This is a genomic window from Streptomyces sp. NPDC091371 (genome assembly GCF_040684275.1).
Lineage (GTDB): Bacteria > Actinomycetota > Actinomycetes > Streptomycetales > Streptomycetaceae > Streptomyces.
On sequence record NZ_JBFBFP010000002.1, the window covers coordinates 298,568 to 313,636 of the forward strand.

Annotated in this window: 10 protein-coding genes; 6 read left to right on the forward strand and 4 right to left on the reverse strand. The window is 71.6% G+C overall.

The window, feature by feature from the left end; translation table 11 throughout:
* Positions 1-89: 89 nt before the first annotated feature.
* Positions 90-2,354 carry a M4 family metallopeptidase gene (locus AB0O21_RS04220; protein ID WP_365165964.1) on the reverse strand — a complete coding sequence of 755 codons (2,265 nt, stop codon included), beginning with the start codon at positions 2,352-2,354 and terminating at the stop codon, positions 90-92.
* A 381-nt stretch (positions 2,355-2,735) separates the two neighbouring features.
* Between AB0O21_RS04220 and AB0O21_RS04225 the strand changes: the two genes are divergently transcribed.
* Positions 2,736-4,211: a sugar transferase gene (locus AB0O21_RS04225; protein ID WP_365165966.1), complete on the forward strand. Its 1,476-nt coding sequence runs from the start codon at positions 2,736-2,738 to the stop codon at positions 4,209-4,211.
* Positions 4,212-4,226: 15 nt separating this feature from the next.
* Here AB0O21_RS04225 and AB0O21_RS04230 read toward each other — a convergent pair whose 3' ends face one another.
* Positions 4,227-5,174 carry a GDP-L-fucose synthase gene (locus tag AB0O21_RS04230; RefSeq protein WP_365165969.1) on the reverse strand — a complete coding sequence of 316 codons (948 nt, stop codon included), beginning with the start codon at positions 5,172-5,174 and terminating at the stop codon, positions 4,227-4,229.
* A gap of 189 nt (positions 5,175-5,363) precedes the next feature.
* Here AB0O21_RS04230 and gmd point away from each other — a divergent pair, with 189 nt between their 5' ends.
* The 3 genes from gmd (at position 5,364) to AB0O21_RS04245 (ending at position 10,152) form a co-directional block, all read left to right on the forward strand.
* Positions 5,364-6,377, forward strand: coding sequence for a GDP-mannose 4,6-dehydratase (gene gmd / locus AB0O21_RS04235; protein ID WP_365165971.1), 1,014 nt, complete (start codon positions 5,364-5,366; stop codon positions 6,375-6,377).
* Between the two features lie 236 nt (positions 6,378-6,613).
* Positions 6,614-9,394 (forward strand): LamG-like jellyroll fold domain-containing protein, encoded by a 2,781-nt coding sequence (locus AB0O21_RS04240; protein ID WP_365165974.1) that lies wholly within the window; start codon positions 6,614-6,616, stop codon positions 9,392-9,394.
* An 80-nt stretch (positions 9,395-9,474) separates the two neighbouring features.
* Entirely contained in the window at positions 9,475-10,152 is a 678-nt protein-coding gene (locus tag AB0O21_RS04245) for a hypothetical protein (protein ID WP_365165976.1), read from the forward strand.
* 118 nt (positions 10,153-10,270) lie between these two features.
* Here AB0O21_RS04245 and AB0O21_RS04250 read toward each other — a convergent pair whose 3' ends face one another.
* Positions 10,271-11,392: a glycosyltransferase gene (locus tag AB0O21_RS04250; protein WP_365166384.1), complete on the reverse strand. Its 1,122-nt coding sequence runs from the start codon at positions 11,390-11,392 to the stop codon at positions 10,271-10,273.
* A gap of 14 nt (positions 11,393-11,406) precedes the next feature.
* On the reverse strand, positions 11,407-11,946 hold the full coding sequence (locus AB0O21_RS04255; RefSeq protein WP_365165978.1) for a WcaF family extracellular polysaccharide biosynthesis acetyltransferase: 540 nt from the start codon (positions 11,944-11,946) through the stop codon (positions 11,407-11,409).
* 96 nt (positions 11,947-12,042) lie between these two features.
* On the opposite strand from AB0O21_RS04255, the gene AB0O21_RS04260 reads away from it, so the two are divergent.
* Positions 12,043-13,554: a hypothetical protein gene (locus AB0O21_RS04260; protein ID WP_365165981.1), complete on the forward strand. Its 1,512-nt coding sequence runs from the start codon at positions 12,043-12,045 to the stop codon at positions 13,552-13,554.
* A 74-nt stretch (positions 13,555-13,628) separates the two neighbouring features.
* The gene (locus tag AB0O21_RS04265; RefSeq protein ID WP_365165983.1) at positions 13,629-14,888 is read left to right on the forward strand and encodes a Gfo/Idh/MocA family oxidoreductase; all 1,260 of its coding nucleotides are present in this window, start codon (positions 13,629-13,631) and stop codon (positions 14,886-14,888) included.
* The last annotated feature ends 181 nt before the right edge of the window (positions 14,889-15,069 follow it).

Here is a 15,069-nt window from a genome sequence, read left to right on the forward strand (position 1 = left end):
TGGATGGGACAGGGCCGCCCGGGGAGGTCTTCTCCCGGGCGGCCCCGTGTCTTGCGGTTCAGCGGGTGCTCATCGGACCCCGGTGGGGGCTAGAAGGTGAGCTTCCAGCTGTCGATCTTGCCGGTGTCGATGTTCGCGTTGTCGTTGACACGCAGCTTCCACACGCCCTGGGCCACCTCGGAGGAGGCGTTGACCGTGTAGGACTTGATGATGTTGTCAGCGCTGCCGCCGGAGCGGTTGTGCAGGTTGTAGACGCTGCCGTCCGGGGCGATCAGGTCGACCTTCAGGTCCCCGATGTAGGTGTGGATGATGTTGACGTCCACCTTGAGGGTGCTCGGCGCGTTGCCGGTGCGGTTCACGGTGATCGGCGACTCGACGGTGGAGTTGTCGTTGATCGCGTAGTCCGTGGTGTTCTCGAAGACGGTCTGCTGCTGGGTGCCGACCGTCCAGGTGAACGACGCCGTGCCGGTCTGGTTCGCGGAGTCCGTCACCGTCACGGTCACGTTGGACGTGCCCGCGGTGTTGGCGGTACCGGTGATCAGGCCGGTCGAGGAGTTGATCGAGAGGCCGGCCGGGAGACCGGTCGCCGCGTAGCTCAGGGCACCGGCGTTGGTGCTGGTGGCCTGGATCTGGAGGCTGACGGCGCTGCCGGTGACGGTGTTCTGGTTGCCCGGGTTGGTGACCGAGACGCCGTTGACGATGCGCGGGCCGACGTTGATGGCCGCCCAGGCGTTCGCCGCGTTGTTGTAGGTCGCCGAGCCGGCGCCGTACAGGTCGGCCGCCGCCTGCAGGGTGGCCGTACGGGCCGCCGCGTAGTTGGTGTTCGACCGGAACAGGCCGGTGGTCAGCGCGCGGAACCAGATCTTCGAGGCGGCGTCACGGCCGATCGCGGTGACCGGGAGGCCGTCGGAGGTCGGCGAGTCGTAGCTCACGCCGTTGACGACCTTGGCGCCCGAGCCCTCGGAGGCCAGGTAGTACCAGTGGTTGGCCGGGCCCGAGGAGTAGTGGACGTCGATGGAGCCGATGCCCGAGTACCACGCGTCCTTGGAGCTGCCGTCCTTGCTCGGCTTGTCCATGTAGCGCAGCGGGGTGCCGTTGCCGCGGATGTCGATCTTCTCGCCGACCAGGTAGTCGCCGACGTCCTGCGGGTTGTTGGCGTAGAACTCGACGGCCGCCGCGAAGATGTCGGAGGTCGCCTCGTTCAGGCCGCCGGGCTCACCGCTGTAGGTCATGTTGCCGGTGACCGAGGTCAGACCGTGGGTCATCTCGTGCGCGGCCACGTCGGTGGAGGTGAGCGGCTTGGCGTTGCCGTCACCGTCGCCGTAGGTCATGCAGAAGCAGTTGTCGTCCCAGAAGGCGTTCACGTAGTTGTTGCCGTAGTGGACCCGGCTGTACGGGGAGACCCCGTCGTTGCGCAGGCCGTTGCGGCCGTGGACGTTCTTGTAGTAGTCCCACGTCACCTGGGCGCCGTAGTGGGCGTCGGCGGCGGCCGTCTCCAGGTTGGCCGGCAGGCCGTTGCCCCAGACGTCGTCCGGGCCGGAGAAGAGCGTGCCGGTGCCGGAGGTGGCCCGGTTGAGGTTGTTCGTCTTGTGGCCGCCGCGGGTGGCGTCGTTCAGCGTGTAGCTGCTGCCCGACTGCGAGGTGCCGATGGTGACCTGGCCGCTGTACATGGTGTTGCCGGTGCCGGTCTCGATGGCCTGCCAGTCGGTGATCTTCGCACCGGTCTTGGCGTTGGTCACCACGTGGAGCTCGCTCGGGGTGCCGTCGTGCTGGAGGCCGCCGACGACGGTCTCGAACGCGAGGACCGGAGCGCCCTCGGCGGCCCAGACCACCTTGCGGGCGTTCTTGGCGGCCTTGGCGTCCTTGGCGCCTTCGGCGTTGGCGGCGGAGAGCGCCTGGGTCTCGGCGGCGGCCGGGGTGACCGTGGCGGTGGTGTCCACCTTGATCTCGTGGTTGGTGGCCTTCGTCACGAACTTGGTGACGCCGTCCTTGGCGTGGATGGTGAGGTCACCGCCGAGCACGGGCAGACCGTCGTAGGTGCGCTCGTACGTGGTGTGCGTGGTGCCGTCGGCGTCCTTGACCACGTCACGGACGACGAGCTTCTCGCCACTGCCCAGGCCGAGCGCCTTGGCGGCCTGCACGGTGGTCGAGTTGGCCTCGGCGAGGAGCGTCGCACGCTCCGAAGCGCTGAGTTTGAGGTTGGCCGCGCCCGGGTTGGACTTGGCGGCCGCGGGTGCCTGCGACGCGGTGGCGTCGGCGGTTGCGGTTCCGGCCTGTATGCCGACGGCGAGCAGGGCTGCCGTGGCCAACAGCGCGCCGACCGCGGTGGCACGCCTTTGGGGGGTGGGACTCAACGCAGACTCCTTCTGCAAGGGGGGTTCCGGATGGCTGGGTGGGCCTCCGGGCAGAACAGGGCTGGTGCGATGAACGGTCGAAGAGTGCCACTCGCGCGGGAAAATGTCAGGACCGCGTCAAACGATTGGCCAAAAACGGTTCGTTGTCCGAACCGACATATCCGGTATCCGGACTGTTCACATTCGCATGCCGGGGCCGGGGTCCGGCTTCGGAGCGGCCGTTGCCGGCCGCCGGCGCTCGGGCGGCGGGAGGTCAGGTTGTCCCAAACGGCGGTTACCGTACTGGCGTTTGTCGTACTGTTTCTCGGTGCGTGAGATGTCCGTTGCCTGGGGAAGCCGCGGACGCTCGCCACTGTCGTAGACCACGTGCCAGGGGGGCCCATGAGGCATGTCCATATTCCTGAGCAAAGAGTGGCCAGGACGGCCCGTGGCACCCTGGTGCCCGCGCGGAGCCTCGGTGACAAGGCCCGGTGGTACCTGCCCGCGGCCCTCGTCGCCGACTTCCTGGGAGCCGCCGTACCCGTAGGACTCGCCTTCCGGGCGGCCCATCAGGTACGACCCCTCGCCTGCGCCCTCGCCGCCGCGTTCGCGTGGACCGGCGTGCAGGCGCTGCGCCGGCGCTATGCGACCCGGGTCCTCGGCGAGTCCCGCGGAGTGCTGCCCGTCGTACACGACTGGCTGATTCTGATCGGCGTGCTGGCCGTGGCCCGCGTGGTGACCGAGGAGCACACGCCCCGGCTGTCCGCACTGGCCGCGCTGCTGCCCACCCTCCTCATCACCGTCACCTGCCACAAGTTGACGTACCGTCATCTGTCGGCCGCCCGCCGCGAAGCCCAGGCCGTCAGCCGGGTCCTGGTCGTGGGCGAGCCCGACGCCGCCGAGGACGTGATCGCGCACCTCGCCTCGCGCACCGACCACCCGTACGTCGTCGTCGGCGTCGTCCCGGTCGGCGACGGCCCGCTCGGCAGCGGGGTGCCCGTGGCCGCCCGGCTCGGCGCCGACATGCCCAAGGCCCCGAACGGCGACTCCGCCGCCGTGCTCGGCGCCGTCGGCGGCCTCCGCGCCGACCTGGTCCTGGTGGCCCCCGGGGCGCGGATCGCGGGGGAGCGGCTGCGCCGGGTCGCCTGGGCCCTGCACGACGCCGGACTCGAACTCGCCGTCTTCCCGGGGCTCGTGGAGATCTCCGTCAAGCGGCTGCAGACCCTCTCCGCGGGCGGGCTCGCCGTACTGCGGGTCGCGCCGCCCGTCAGCCGGGGCGTGCAGCCCCTGCTCAAGTCCGCCCTGGACCGGGCGGGAGCAGCGGCCGGGCTCGTCCTGCTCGCGCCGCTCTTCCTCGGGATCGTCCTCGCCATCCGCTTCGGCTCGCGCGGCCCGGCCTTCTACCGGCAGCGGCGCGTCGGCCGCGGCGGGGCCCCGTTCACCATGTGGAAGTTCCGCACGATGGTCGTGGACGCCGATGCGCAGAAGGCCGAGCTGTCCGGGGCCAACGAGAACGACGGCCTGATGTTCAAGATGCGCCGCGACCCCCGTGTGACGCGCGTGGGCCGGCTGCTGCGCCGCACCTCGATGGACGAACTGCCGCAGCTGATCAATGTGTTGACCGGCCACATGTCGCTGGTCGGCCCGCGACCGCCGCTGCCGGAGGAGGTCGCGAAGTACGACGAGGTCGAGCTGCGCCGGCTCGCCGTGCGGCCCGGGATGACGGGGCTGTGGCAGATCAGCGGGCGCTCCGACCTGTCGTGGGACGAAACGATCCAGCTCGACCTGCAGTACGTCGACAACTGGTCCTTCACCAGTGACGTCGACGTCATGGGCCGCACGCTCCGCGCCGTGGTCGACGGTCGCGGAGCGTACTGAACGGTCCGGGCGGGCTCAGCCGCTCTGCCCGCCCAGCCACCACCGGTACGTCGCCGCGATGCCGTCGCGCAGCGGGATGCCGGGCTTCCAGCCGAGCGAGGTCAGACGGCCCACGTCCAGCAGCTTGCGGGGGGTTCCGTCCGGCTTGGAGGTGTCCCAGGCGAGCCGGCCGCGGAAGCCGGTCACCTCGGCGACCGTTTCGGCCAGTTCCCTGATGGTCAGGTCCTCGCCGCAGCCGATGTTGACGGGCTCGTCGCCGTCGTACGACTCCAGCAGCACCGCGCAGGCCGCCGCGAGGTCGTCCACGTGCAGGAACTCCCGGCGCGGGGTGCCCGATCCCCACAGGGTGACTTCCTCGCGGCCCGCCGCGGCGGCCTCGTGGAACCGCCGGATCAGGGCGGGCAGCACGTGTGAGGACGCCAGGTCGAAGTTGTCGCCCGGACCGTAGAGGTTCGTCGGCATGGCCGAGATGTACGAGGCCCCGTACTGCTTGCGGTACGACTGGACCTGGACGATGCCGGCGATCTTCGCCAGCGCGTACGCCTCGTTGGTCGGCTCCAACGGGCCGGTGAGCAGGGCGTCTTCGTGGATGGGCTGCGGGGCCAGCTTGGGGTAGATGCAGGACGATCCGAGGAACAGCAGCCGGCCGACGCCCGCGGCGTGCGCGCCGGCGATCACGCTGAGCTGGATCCGGAGGTTCTCCTCCAGGAACTGCACCGGGTAGGTGCTGTTGGCCATGATCCCGCCGACCTTGGCCGCGGCCAGCACGACCGCGTCCGGGCGGACGTCCTTCAGGTACGCCCCGGTCGCGGCGGCGTCCCGCAGGTCGAGGTCCGCGCGGCCGCGGGTGAGCACCTCGTGGCCGTCGGCGGTCAGCCGACGGGCGACCGCGGACCCCACGAGGCCGCGGTGTCCCGCGACGAAGACGCGGGCGTTCGGGGGCAGGAGAGGCGTACGTGTCATACCGCCGATGATGCCAGCCCGTTGTGGCGGGAGTGGCGGGGGTGCGGACGCCGGGCGGGAGTTGGTTGTACGGTACCCATCCTGTCCTCAGGGACAGGTGCGCAGGCGCCGGGGCGGGGGGACAGCCCGCTCGGCGCCACGACCAGCGCCGACCAGCGACGAGCAGCAACACACCCCAGGGGGCACCACATGGGCAAGACCGCACTGATCACCGGCGTCACGGGACAGGACGGCTCGTACCTCTCCGAGCTGCTGCTCTCCAAGGGCTACACGGTGCACGGGCTCGTGCGGCGGTCCTCCAGCTTCAACACCGAGCGCATAGACCACATTTACCAGGACCCGCAGACGGCCAACCGGTCCTTCGTCCTGCACCACGCCGACCTCGCCGACGGCGTCGCCCTGGTGAACCTGCTGCGCGAGATACGACCCGACGAGGTCTACAACCTCGGCGCCCAGTCGCACGTCCGCGTCTCCTTCGACGCCCCGCTCTACACCGGCGACGTGACCGGCCTCGGCGCGCTGCGCCTCCTGGAGGCCATCCGGGCCAGCGGTGTCGACACCCGCATCTACCAGGCCTCGTCCTCCGAGATGTTCGGCGCCACCCCGCCCCCGCAGAACGAGCGGACCCCCTTCCACCCGCGCAGCCCCTATGGCGCCGCGAAGGTGTTCGGGTACTGGACCACCGTGAACTACCGTGAGGCGTACGACATGTTCGCCGTCAACGGGATCCTCTTCAACCACGAGTCCCCGCGCCGCGGCGAGACCTTCGTGACCCGCAAGATCACCCGCGCGGTCGCCCGCATCAAGGCCGGACTCCAGGACAGGCTCTACCTCGGGAACCTCGACGCCGTCCGCGACTGGGGTTACGCCCCCGAGTACGTGGACGCCATGTGGCGCATGCTCCAGCAGGACGAGCCCAGTGACTACGTGGTCGCCACCGGAGTGGCCGCCACCGTCCGCGAGTTCGTCGAGGCCTCCTTCGACCACGCCGGTCTCGACTGGAACGAGCACGTGCGCTACGACCCCAAGTACGAGCGCCCGAGCGAGGTCGACGCGCTGATCGGGGACGCCTCCAAGGCCGAGCGGCTGCTCGGCTGGAAGCCGACGGTCATGGTCGCGGAGCTGGCCCGCATCATGGTCGACGCCGACGTCCGCCATGTCGAGGACCAACTGGCCGGTGCGACGGTCCGCATCGACCGCTGAACCCATATATTTCACCTACGATTTGCCGTGTCCCGGTCACACCGTCAGGTACGACCGGGGGCATGCCTGCCGTATGTCCGGAGTGCACCCGCCCTGCGGAACCCGTTGATTCCAAGTTGGTATGCAATGGGTCAAGCACGGTGACCGGGCCGATTCGCGAGCCCTAGTGTGCGGCTGTACATACGGCTGTTCGGACAGTTCCAGCCATCAAACCGGGCCGTTGCCCTGGGGGGCTCATGCGTAGATCCAGAGGGCTGACTGCTGCCCTCGTCCTGTCACTGGCCGGTGCGGGCGCCGGCATAGGCCTGGTGCTGATGCCGGCGGCGTCCGCCATCACGCCGCCGGTGGCCTTCACCGCCGACGAGCTGCCCACCTGGCAGCCGAACGGCATCGTCTGGGCGATGGCCGAGGCGAACGGCACCGTCTTCGCCGGCGGCACCTTCTCCGCCGTGCGCCCCCCGGACGGCACCGCCGGAACCGAGCAGGAGGCCGTGAACTTCGCCGCGCTCGACGCCGCGACGGGCAACCCCACCTCCTGCAAGCTGGCCTTCACCATCAGCGACGGCACCGCGACCGTGCGCGCACTGGTCGTGTCGAAGGACAAGAAGACCCTCTACGCGGGCGGTTCCTTCGGCGCGGTCAACGGCACCCCGGTCTCCAGCCTCGCGGCGATCGACATCGCGAGCTGCACCCCCAAGGCCTCGTTCCACCCGGGCTTCCCCGCCACCGTCCGCGCGCTCGCCGTCAGCGACGACACCCTGTACGCGGGCGGCGACTTCAACGCCGTCGACGGCCAGACCCGCGAGCGGTTCGCCGCGGTCGACGCGGCCTCCGGAGCGGTCAAGCCGTTCGTCGCCGACGTCGACGAGCCGGGCCGCGCCGTCGAGGTCACCCCCGACGGCAAGAACGTGCTGCTGGGCGGCGACTTCTTCACGGTCAACGGCAAGACCAGCCACGCCCTGGCCGTGGTCGACGCCGGCACCGGCGCCGTCACCAAGACCTACACCAACATCCCGTCGAACTCGGTCGTCAAGGACATCTCCACCGACGACAACGGCGGCTTCTACACCGGCAACGAGGGCTCCGGCGGCGGCGTCTTCGACGGCCGCATCGCCCTGAACCTCAGCGACTTCAGCGAGCGGTGGCGCGACCGCTGCCTCGGCGCGACCCAGTTCGTCCTTCCGTACCAGGGCGTGCTGTACAGCTCCTCGCACGCGCACGACTGCTCCACCGAGCTGGAGTTCCCCGACGGCAAGCGGAACTTCCTGCTGGCCCAGCGCACCCACTGGGAAGGCGCCGCCCCCGCGCCCGTCGACGGCTTCGTGCGCAGCCCCGGCAAGCTCGGCTGGCACCCCACGGCCAACGACGGCATCGGCGAGGGCATCGGCCCGCGCGTCATGGCCGTGGCCGAGAAGAACGACGTCAAGTACATGTGGGTCGGCGGTGAGTTCACCCTCATCAACGGCAAGCCGCAGCAGGGCCTGACCCGCTTCGCCTCCACCGGCGACCGCGGCGCCCCCACCACCCCGGTGGCCAGCGCCGGCAGCGTCAAGCCCGGCGAGGCCCAGGTCCGCTGGCGCACCAGCTACGACGCGGACGACAGCAAGCTGACGTACCGCATCTACCGCAACGGCTCGGCCACCCCGATCGCCACCGTCACCGCGAGCTCCCTGGAGTGGGAGCGCCCCCAGGCCTCCTGGAACGACACCACGGTCAAGGCCGGCCAGACGTACACCTACCGCGTGACCGCGACCGACGGCGCGGGCAACACCAGCGCCCTGTCGGCCACCGCCTCGGTGACCGTTCCGACCGCGGTCCAGGCGTACCCGAACCAGGTCCGCGCGGACGGCGCCCAGCTGTACTGGCGCTACGACGACACCGTCAGCCCGTACGTCGCCGACTCCTCCACCAGCGGCAACACCAGCGGTCTGCAGTACAACGCCCCGGCCCTGCGCCAGTCGCCCGGCGCCATCTCCGGCGCCGGCACCGCGATGGGCTTCAACGGGACCAGCCAGCAGGTGTACGGCGACCACCGCCAGACGGTCGGAAACGCCTTCACCGTCGAGACCTGGTTCAAGACGAACACCACGCGCGGCGGCAAGCTGATCGGCTTCGGCAACAACACCACCCGCAGCAGCGGCACGTACGACAAGCAGATCTACATGACCAACACCGGTCGTCTGGTCTTCGGCGTCTACAGCGGCGGGGCCAAGACCATCACCACCGGTCTGCTCGACACGTACAACGACAACAAGTGGCACCACGTGGTCGGCACCCAGGGCCCCGGCGGCATGGCCCTGTACGTCGACGGCCAGAGCAAGGGCACGCTGAACGTGACCGGCTCGCCGGCCTACGCGGGCTACTGGCACGCCGGCGGCGACAACCTCGCCGGCTGGCCGAACCGCCCGACGAGCAACTACTGGGCCGGCCAGCTCGACGAGACGGCCGTCTACCCGTCGGCGCTCACCCAGGCCCAGGTCAAGAGCCACTTCGACCTGGCCGGCGTCCCCACCGACACGGTCTCCACGGTCAAGCCGACCGAGGACACCTACATCAACCAGGGCGCCCCGAGCGCCGCATACGGCACCTCCGCCTCGCTCGCGGTGCGCGGCACCTCGGCGTACGAGACGTACATGCGCTTCAGCCTCCCGGCCGCCCCGGCCGGGCAGGTCCTGAAGTCGGCCTCCCTCCAGTTCAAGACCACGACGCAGCCGGGCGCCGGCACCGCCGACAAGGTGTCCGTGGTCCCGGTCACCGGTACCTGGAGCGGCGCGGGCACCACCTTCAACACCAAGCCCACCCTGGGCACCACCTCGCTCGGCAGCATCGCGAGCGTGCCGGACGGCTCCGCGGTCCAGAACGTCACGCTGGACACCGCCACGCTCTCCGCGGCGCTGGGCAGCAGCTACAGCCTGGCCCTGACCAGCACGGGCACCGACCCGCTGTGGCTCTGGTCCGCGGAGTCCACCGCGGCGGAGGGCGCCCCGCAGCTGGTGCTCACCTTCGGCGCGAAGTAGCCGTAGGAGCGGGGCCCGGCCACACCCGGCCGGGCCCCGCACCCCTGTCCCAACCAGCACGTAAGTACGGGAGCCACCCGATGTACCGACGCTCCGCAGCGGCTGCTGTCCTGCTGGCCGCCGCCCTGACGCTGACCGCCTGCAGTTCGGACGGGGGCAAGGCCGACTCCGGCGCGCAGCCGAAGGCCCAGCACCCGGCCGCCTCCGCGGCCCCCGAACCGGCGGACACCCCCGCGCCGTCGACCGACCCGAACGCCAAGCCGACCGGCCCGGTCCTGCCCGACGCGAAGCTCACCCCGAAGACGGGCACCTTCACCGCGCAGGAGAAGCAGTACCTGAGCGGGCGGGTCCCCGAGAAGACGGACCCGGCGGCCGTCCTGCAGAGCGGCCAGGAGGCCTGCGATCGGGTGGAGCGCACGGCGAAGCGCGACAAGGACGCGGCGACCGGATCGGTCATCGCCGGGGAGATCGCGGGCGCGAAGGACGCCATCACCTTCCTGTGCCCGGAGCAGAAGCCGATCCTCGCGGCGGCCGAGAAGGGCTTCCCCGACGGCACCCGCCAGTCGCCTGCGGCGGGCACGTACCGGGCGCTGACCCAGGCCGCCACGTGCAAGTGGGAGGCGAAGGGCAAGGACGGCTCGGTCCTCGCGGCGAGCCCCGAGGCGGCGCCGCAGCCGGGCACGGGGATCACGGCCGCGATCCCCCCGGGCACGGCGGAGTTCACCTCGTCCGGCTGCTACGCCTGGATCCCCGCGTAAGGCCCGGCCCGCTCCGGGCTGGTTCGGCGCGGCGCCGTTGCCGGGGGCCAGCCCCCGGACCCCCGCTCCTCAAACGCCGGAGGGGCTGGATTCTCGCCGGCGTTAGGGCGGGGTGGGGTCAGCCCCGCAGGGCCCGCTCGTATACCGGCAGCAACTCGTCCAGGACCGCGTCCATCGAGAAGGACTCCGCCGCCAGCACCCGCGCCGCGCGCGAGGCCGCCCCGTTGGCCGCAGGGTCCAGCAGCGCGAGCACCGCCGCGGCCACCCCCTCCGCACCCGGGTCCACGACCCGCCCCGCTCCCGCCCGCGCAACATCCTTGGCCAGCCCGTTGGAGTGCGTCAGCACCACCGGCACGCCCACCGCCAGCGCCTCCAGCACCGACATCGGGAACGGCTCGTCCACCGACGGCAGTACGTACACATCGGCGCGCCGCAGCTCCGTCCGTACGGCCTCGCTGGACAGCGCCCCCGGCACCGTGAAGCGGTCCGACAGGCCGAGCGTCGCGATGCGCGCGCGTACGGCCGCCAGTTCGCCCTCGTCCGGGCCCGCGACCACGAACCGCGCGTCCGGGTGCACGGCCAGCACCGCCGGCGCCGCGTCCACGAAGTCCACCGGCCGCTTGCGGGCCTGCAGCCGCGCCGAGTACAGGATCCGCGGCGGGCCGCCCAGCGGGGGCCGCGGCTCCTGCGCCGGGGTCCCGTTCACCAGCCGTACGGCCCGCGCCAGCGGCACGGCGCCCACCACCGCCTCCAGGCCCTCCCGCTCGTACGGGGTCAGGTACAGCACGGCGTCCGCGCCGCGCAGCAGGCGGCGTACCGCCACCGCGTCCAGCACCTTCGCCAGCAGCTTCCCGCTCGGGTCCACCATGCCGTGGGTCTGCAGCACCAGCGGCTTGCCGGCCCGCAGCGCGGCCAGCGCCACCGGCAGGGTCACCAGGTCCCGCGCCAGGTGGACGTGGACCACGTCGGCCTCCCGCACCAGGCGGCCGGCCGAGGCCAGCAGCGCGGGCGAGGTGATCCCGCTGAAGCCGAGCGGCAGCAGCCGCCGGGCCGGGAACAGTTTGGCGGGAACCCCCTCCACCTCCGTGGGCCACGGCTTGCCGAAGCCCTCGCCGAGCGCCAGCAGCCGCGCCTCGTGGCCGCGCGCCCGCAGCCCCTCGGCCAGGTTCAGCGCGACCCGGACCGGCCCGCCGAAGGCGTGCGAGGGGGAGTGCAGGGTGACGGCGTGCAGGACCCGCAGGCCCGGACCCGTACTCACTTCGGTTCCTCGACCGGGCGGCGCCGCCCGTCCTGGGTCTGCAGGGTCAGCTCCGGCAGGTCCTGGTGCACGACCGCGCCCGCGCCCGCGACCGCGCAGCGCCCCACGGTCACCCCGGCCAGCACGGTCGCCCGCACCGCCACCCACGCGCCGTCCTCGACGGTGATCGGCGCGTTGCGGTAGCGGAAGTCGGCGGCCCGGTGGTCGTGCGAGCCGGTGCACAGCAGGGCCTCCTGCGAGAGGCACACGTTCGCGCCGATCGTCACCGGCTCCAGGTTCAACAGCCAGGCGCCCTCGCCGATCCAGGTGTGGTCCCCGACGGTGAGCTTCCAGGGCCACAGCACCCGCACCCGGTGCCGGATCAGCACGCCCTCGCCGACCCGAGCCCCGAAGGCCCGCAGCAGCGCGACCCGCAGCCGTGCCGGACAGAACCAGCTCATGAACAGCGTGTTCATGACGGCGAACCAGAGCGCCTGCGTCAACAGCCCGCGCCCCTTGTCGTATCCGGCCAGCGTGAAGGCAGGAAGGTCACGCAACGAAAAGCCCCGATCGTCTCCACCCCGGCGCCTCCCCTGGCGCCGCGCGCCCAGACTAGACTGCGCGCGGATCAGGCACATGGGCTGGGGGCGGCAGTGGCAACGGACGTGCACGAGCCCCCCTCCGCGCCCGCGCCGCCGGCCGCCGGGGACGAGCGGCAGTGGGGCAGGGTCACCACCCCGCGCACCCTTCTCTCCCGCGCGCTGTCCGTTCCCCTCGCCCTCGGATTCGCCGTCTTCCTGCCGCTGTTCGTCGCCGTCCAGACCGGCGAGGGCCGGCGCGACGCGGCCTTCTGGCTGCAGCTCCTGCTCACCATGTACGCGGGCGCCCGGCTCTCCGCGATGGTGCTCACCAGCCGCCGCAAACTGCTCCAGGGCTCCTTCTGGCTGTTCGTCTACATGGCCATGGGCGTGGCACCGCTCGCACAGGCCGTCCTCGGCAGGGTTCCGACGCCGGTCGTCGGCCCCCGCTCCGATCTGACCGTCGCCATCGGGCTGGTGCTGCTCGGCTGTCTGGCCTTCGACGTCGGCGCCCTGCTGGCCCGCCACCGGCCGACCGGCCGCGCGGGCGGCTCGCAGAAGGCCTCGCGCCCGGTCATGGCCCACCGGCGGCGCCTGCAACTGCTCACCGCGGTCTCCTTCTTGTGCAGCGCCGTCTTCGTCATGAAGCTGGGCGGCCCGGCCGTGTTCTTCTCCAGCCGCCAGGAGATCATCGCGGGCATCCAGGAAGCGGGCATCTCCGACGGCGACGGCCAGGCCGGGCAGGCGCTGCTGCGCGGTTTCGGCACCGTACCGGCGCTGCTCTCGCTGCTGCTGTACACGCGCTGGCTGATCACCTCGAAGTTCGCCCGCCGCAAGGTGTCGGTCATCGTCACCTGGGCGGCGCTCGCGGTCCTCAACCTGGTCGTCAACAACCCGATCTCGAACCCGCGCTACTGGTTCCTGACGGTCCTGTTCGCGCTGCTGTTCACCGTCTTCCCGGTGAGCGCCGCGATGTACCGGGTGGCGCTGTCCATGGCGGTGATCGTCGCGCTGCTCGTCTTCCCGTTCGCGGACCGCTTCCGCTACGACGAGAAGAACTACAAGCCGGTCGAGACCACGTCGTTCCTGGAGCCCATGGCGCTCAAGGACTACGACCAGATCGGCATGTTCGCGAACACCATCACCTTCTCGAACTCCGGCCCCGGCCATTTCTACGGGCGCCAGCTCGCGGGATCGGTCTTCTTCGCGGTGCCGCGCGCCGTGTGGCCCGGCAAGCCGCGCGACACGGGCGTGATGGTCGGCCAGTGGATGGGCACGGTCAACACCAACCTGTCCTCCCCGATCTGGGCGGAACTCTGGCTCGACTTCGGTCCGTTGGGCATGGGGGCCGGGCTGCTCGGCATCGGCTACGCCTCCGCCCGCGTGGACCGCCGCTACGCGAAGCGCGCCACCCGGCGGTCCCCGCCCGGGAGCCTGATCTCGGTGGTGGTCCCGCTGGTCGCGGGGTACTCCTTCATCCTGCTGCGCGGGCCGCTGCTCCAGGCGTCCGGGCGGGTCGCCATCGCGGGGCTGTGCCTCGCGCTCGTGGCGACGTACCGCCAGGACCGGGCCGCCACGATGCGCTGAGCCGCACCCTTGCCCGCGCGCCGCGCGGGTCGCTACCTTCGCGGCGTCGGTCGCCGGTTCGGGAAGCAGGTCGGATGTCCTCGGTTGTCACGCTCGCAGTGGTAGGCGCCGGAGACCGGGGCGTCGGTCACGCCCGGTGGGCCCTGGCCCATCCGGGCCGGGCCCGGGTCGTCGCGGTGGCCGAGCCGCGCGGGATCCGGCGGGACCGGTTCGCGGCCGACCACGCCCTGGACCCCGGGGCGGCGGTGGCGGACTGGCGGGAGCTGGCGGCCCGCGGCCGGATCGCGGACGCGGTCCTCATCTGCACCCTGGACCGGGACCACCTGGAACCGGCCCTGGCCTTCGCCGCGCTCGGCTACCACATCATGCTGGAGAAGCCGATGGCGCTCACCGAGGAGGAGTGCCGGCGCATCGTGGCGGCGGTGGAGGAGGCCGGGGTGACCTTCGCGGTCGGCCACGTCCTGCGCTACACCCCTTATACCCAGGCGCTGAAGCGCGTCGTCGACTCGGGCGCGCTCGGCGAGATCGTCAGCGTCCAGCACCTGGAACCGGTCGGCTTCTGGCACCAGGCCCACTCGTTCGTCCGGGGCAACTGGCGGCGCGAGGACGAGGCCACCTCCATGCTGATGGCCAAGTCCTGCCACGACCTGGACTGGCTGCAGTACGTGCTCGGGCAGCCGCCCGTACGCGTCTCCAGCTTCGGCCGCCTCTCGCACTTCCGGCCGGAGAACAGGCCGGCCGGCGCCGCCGACCGCTGTCTGGACTGCACGGTGGAGACCACCTGCGCGTACTCCGCCAAGCGCGAGTACGGGGAGCGGCTCGCGCGCGGTGAACGAGGCTGGCCGCTGGGCGTGGTCGTGGACGAGTTCGCCCCGCAGGCCCTGGAGACGGCGCTGCGCGAGGGCCCGTACGGGCGGTGCGTGTACGCCTGCGACAACGACGTGGTCGACCACCAGGTGGTGGCCATGGAGTTCGCCTCCGGAGCCACCGCCACCTTCACGATGACCGCCTTCACCGAATCGGCGGACCGCCAGACCCGCGTCTTCGGCACCCGCGGCGAACTGCGCGGCGACGGAAAGCGGTTGATGCTCTACGACTTCCTCACGCGCACCGAGGAGCAGATCGACCTGACCACCGGCGGATCGATGGACGCCGCGGGCGGCCACGGAGGCGGCGACGCCGGGCTGATGGCCGCGTTCGTCGCCGCCGTCGCCACCGGCGACCAGGGCCTGGTGAAGTCCGGCCCGCGGGAGTCCCTGATCAGCCACCTGACGGTACTGGCCGCCGAACGCGCCCGGCTCGCGGGCACCGTCGAGACAGTCCGGCCGGTCTAGGGCGTTTCCCCAGCTCAGGGGTACCCGCCGGGCCGGACGGGGTCGGGTGTGTGCCGGGGCGTCCCCGCAGGGCGTCGAACACAACCACCCTCGGCCCACCGGCCCCTGGAAACGTTCGACGCCCGAGGAGACGCCCTGGCGCGCGCACGGCCCCGGCCGGACCGGCACCACACCGGCCCGA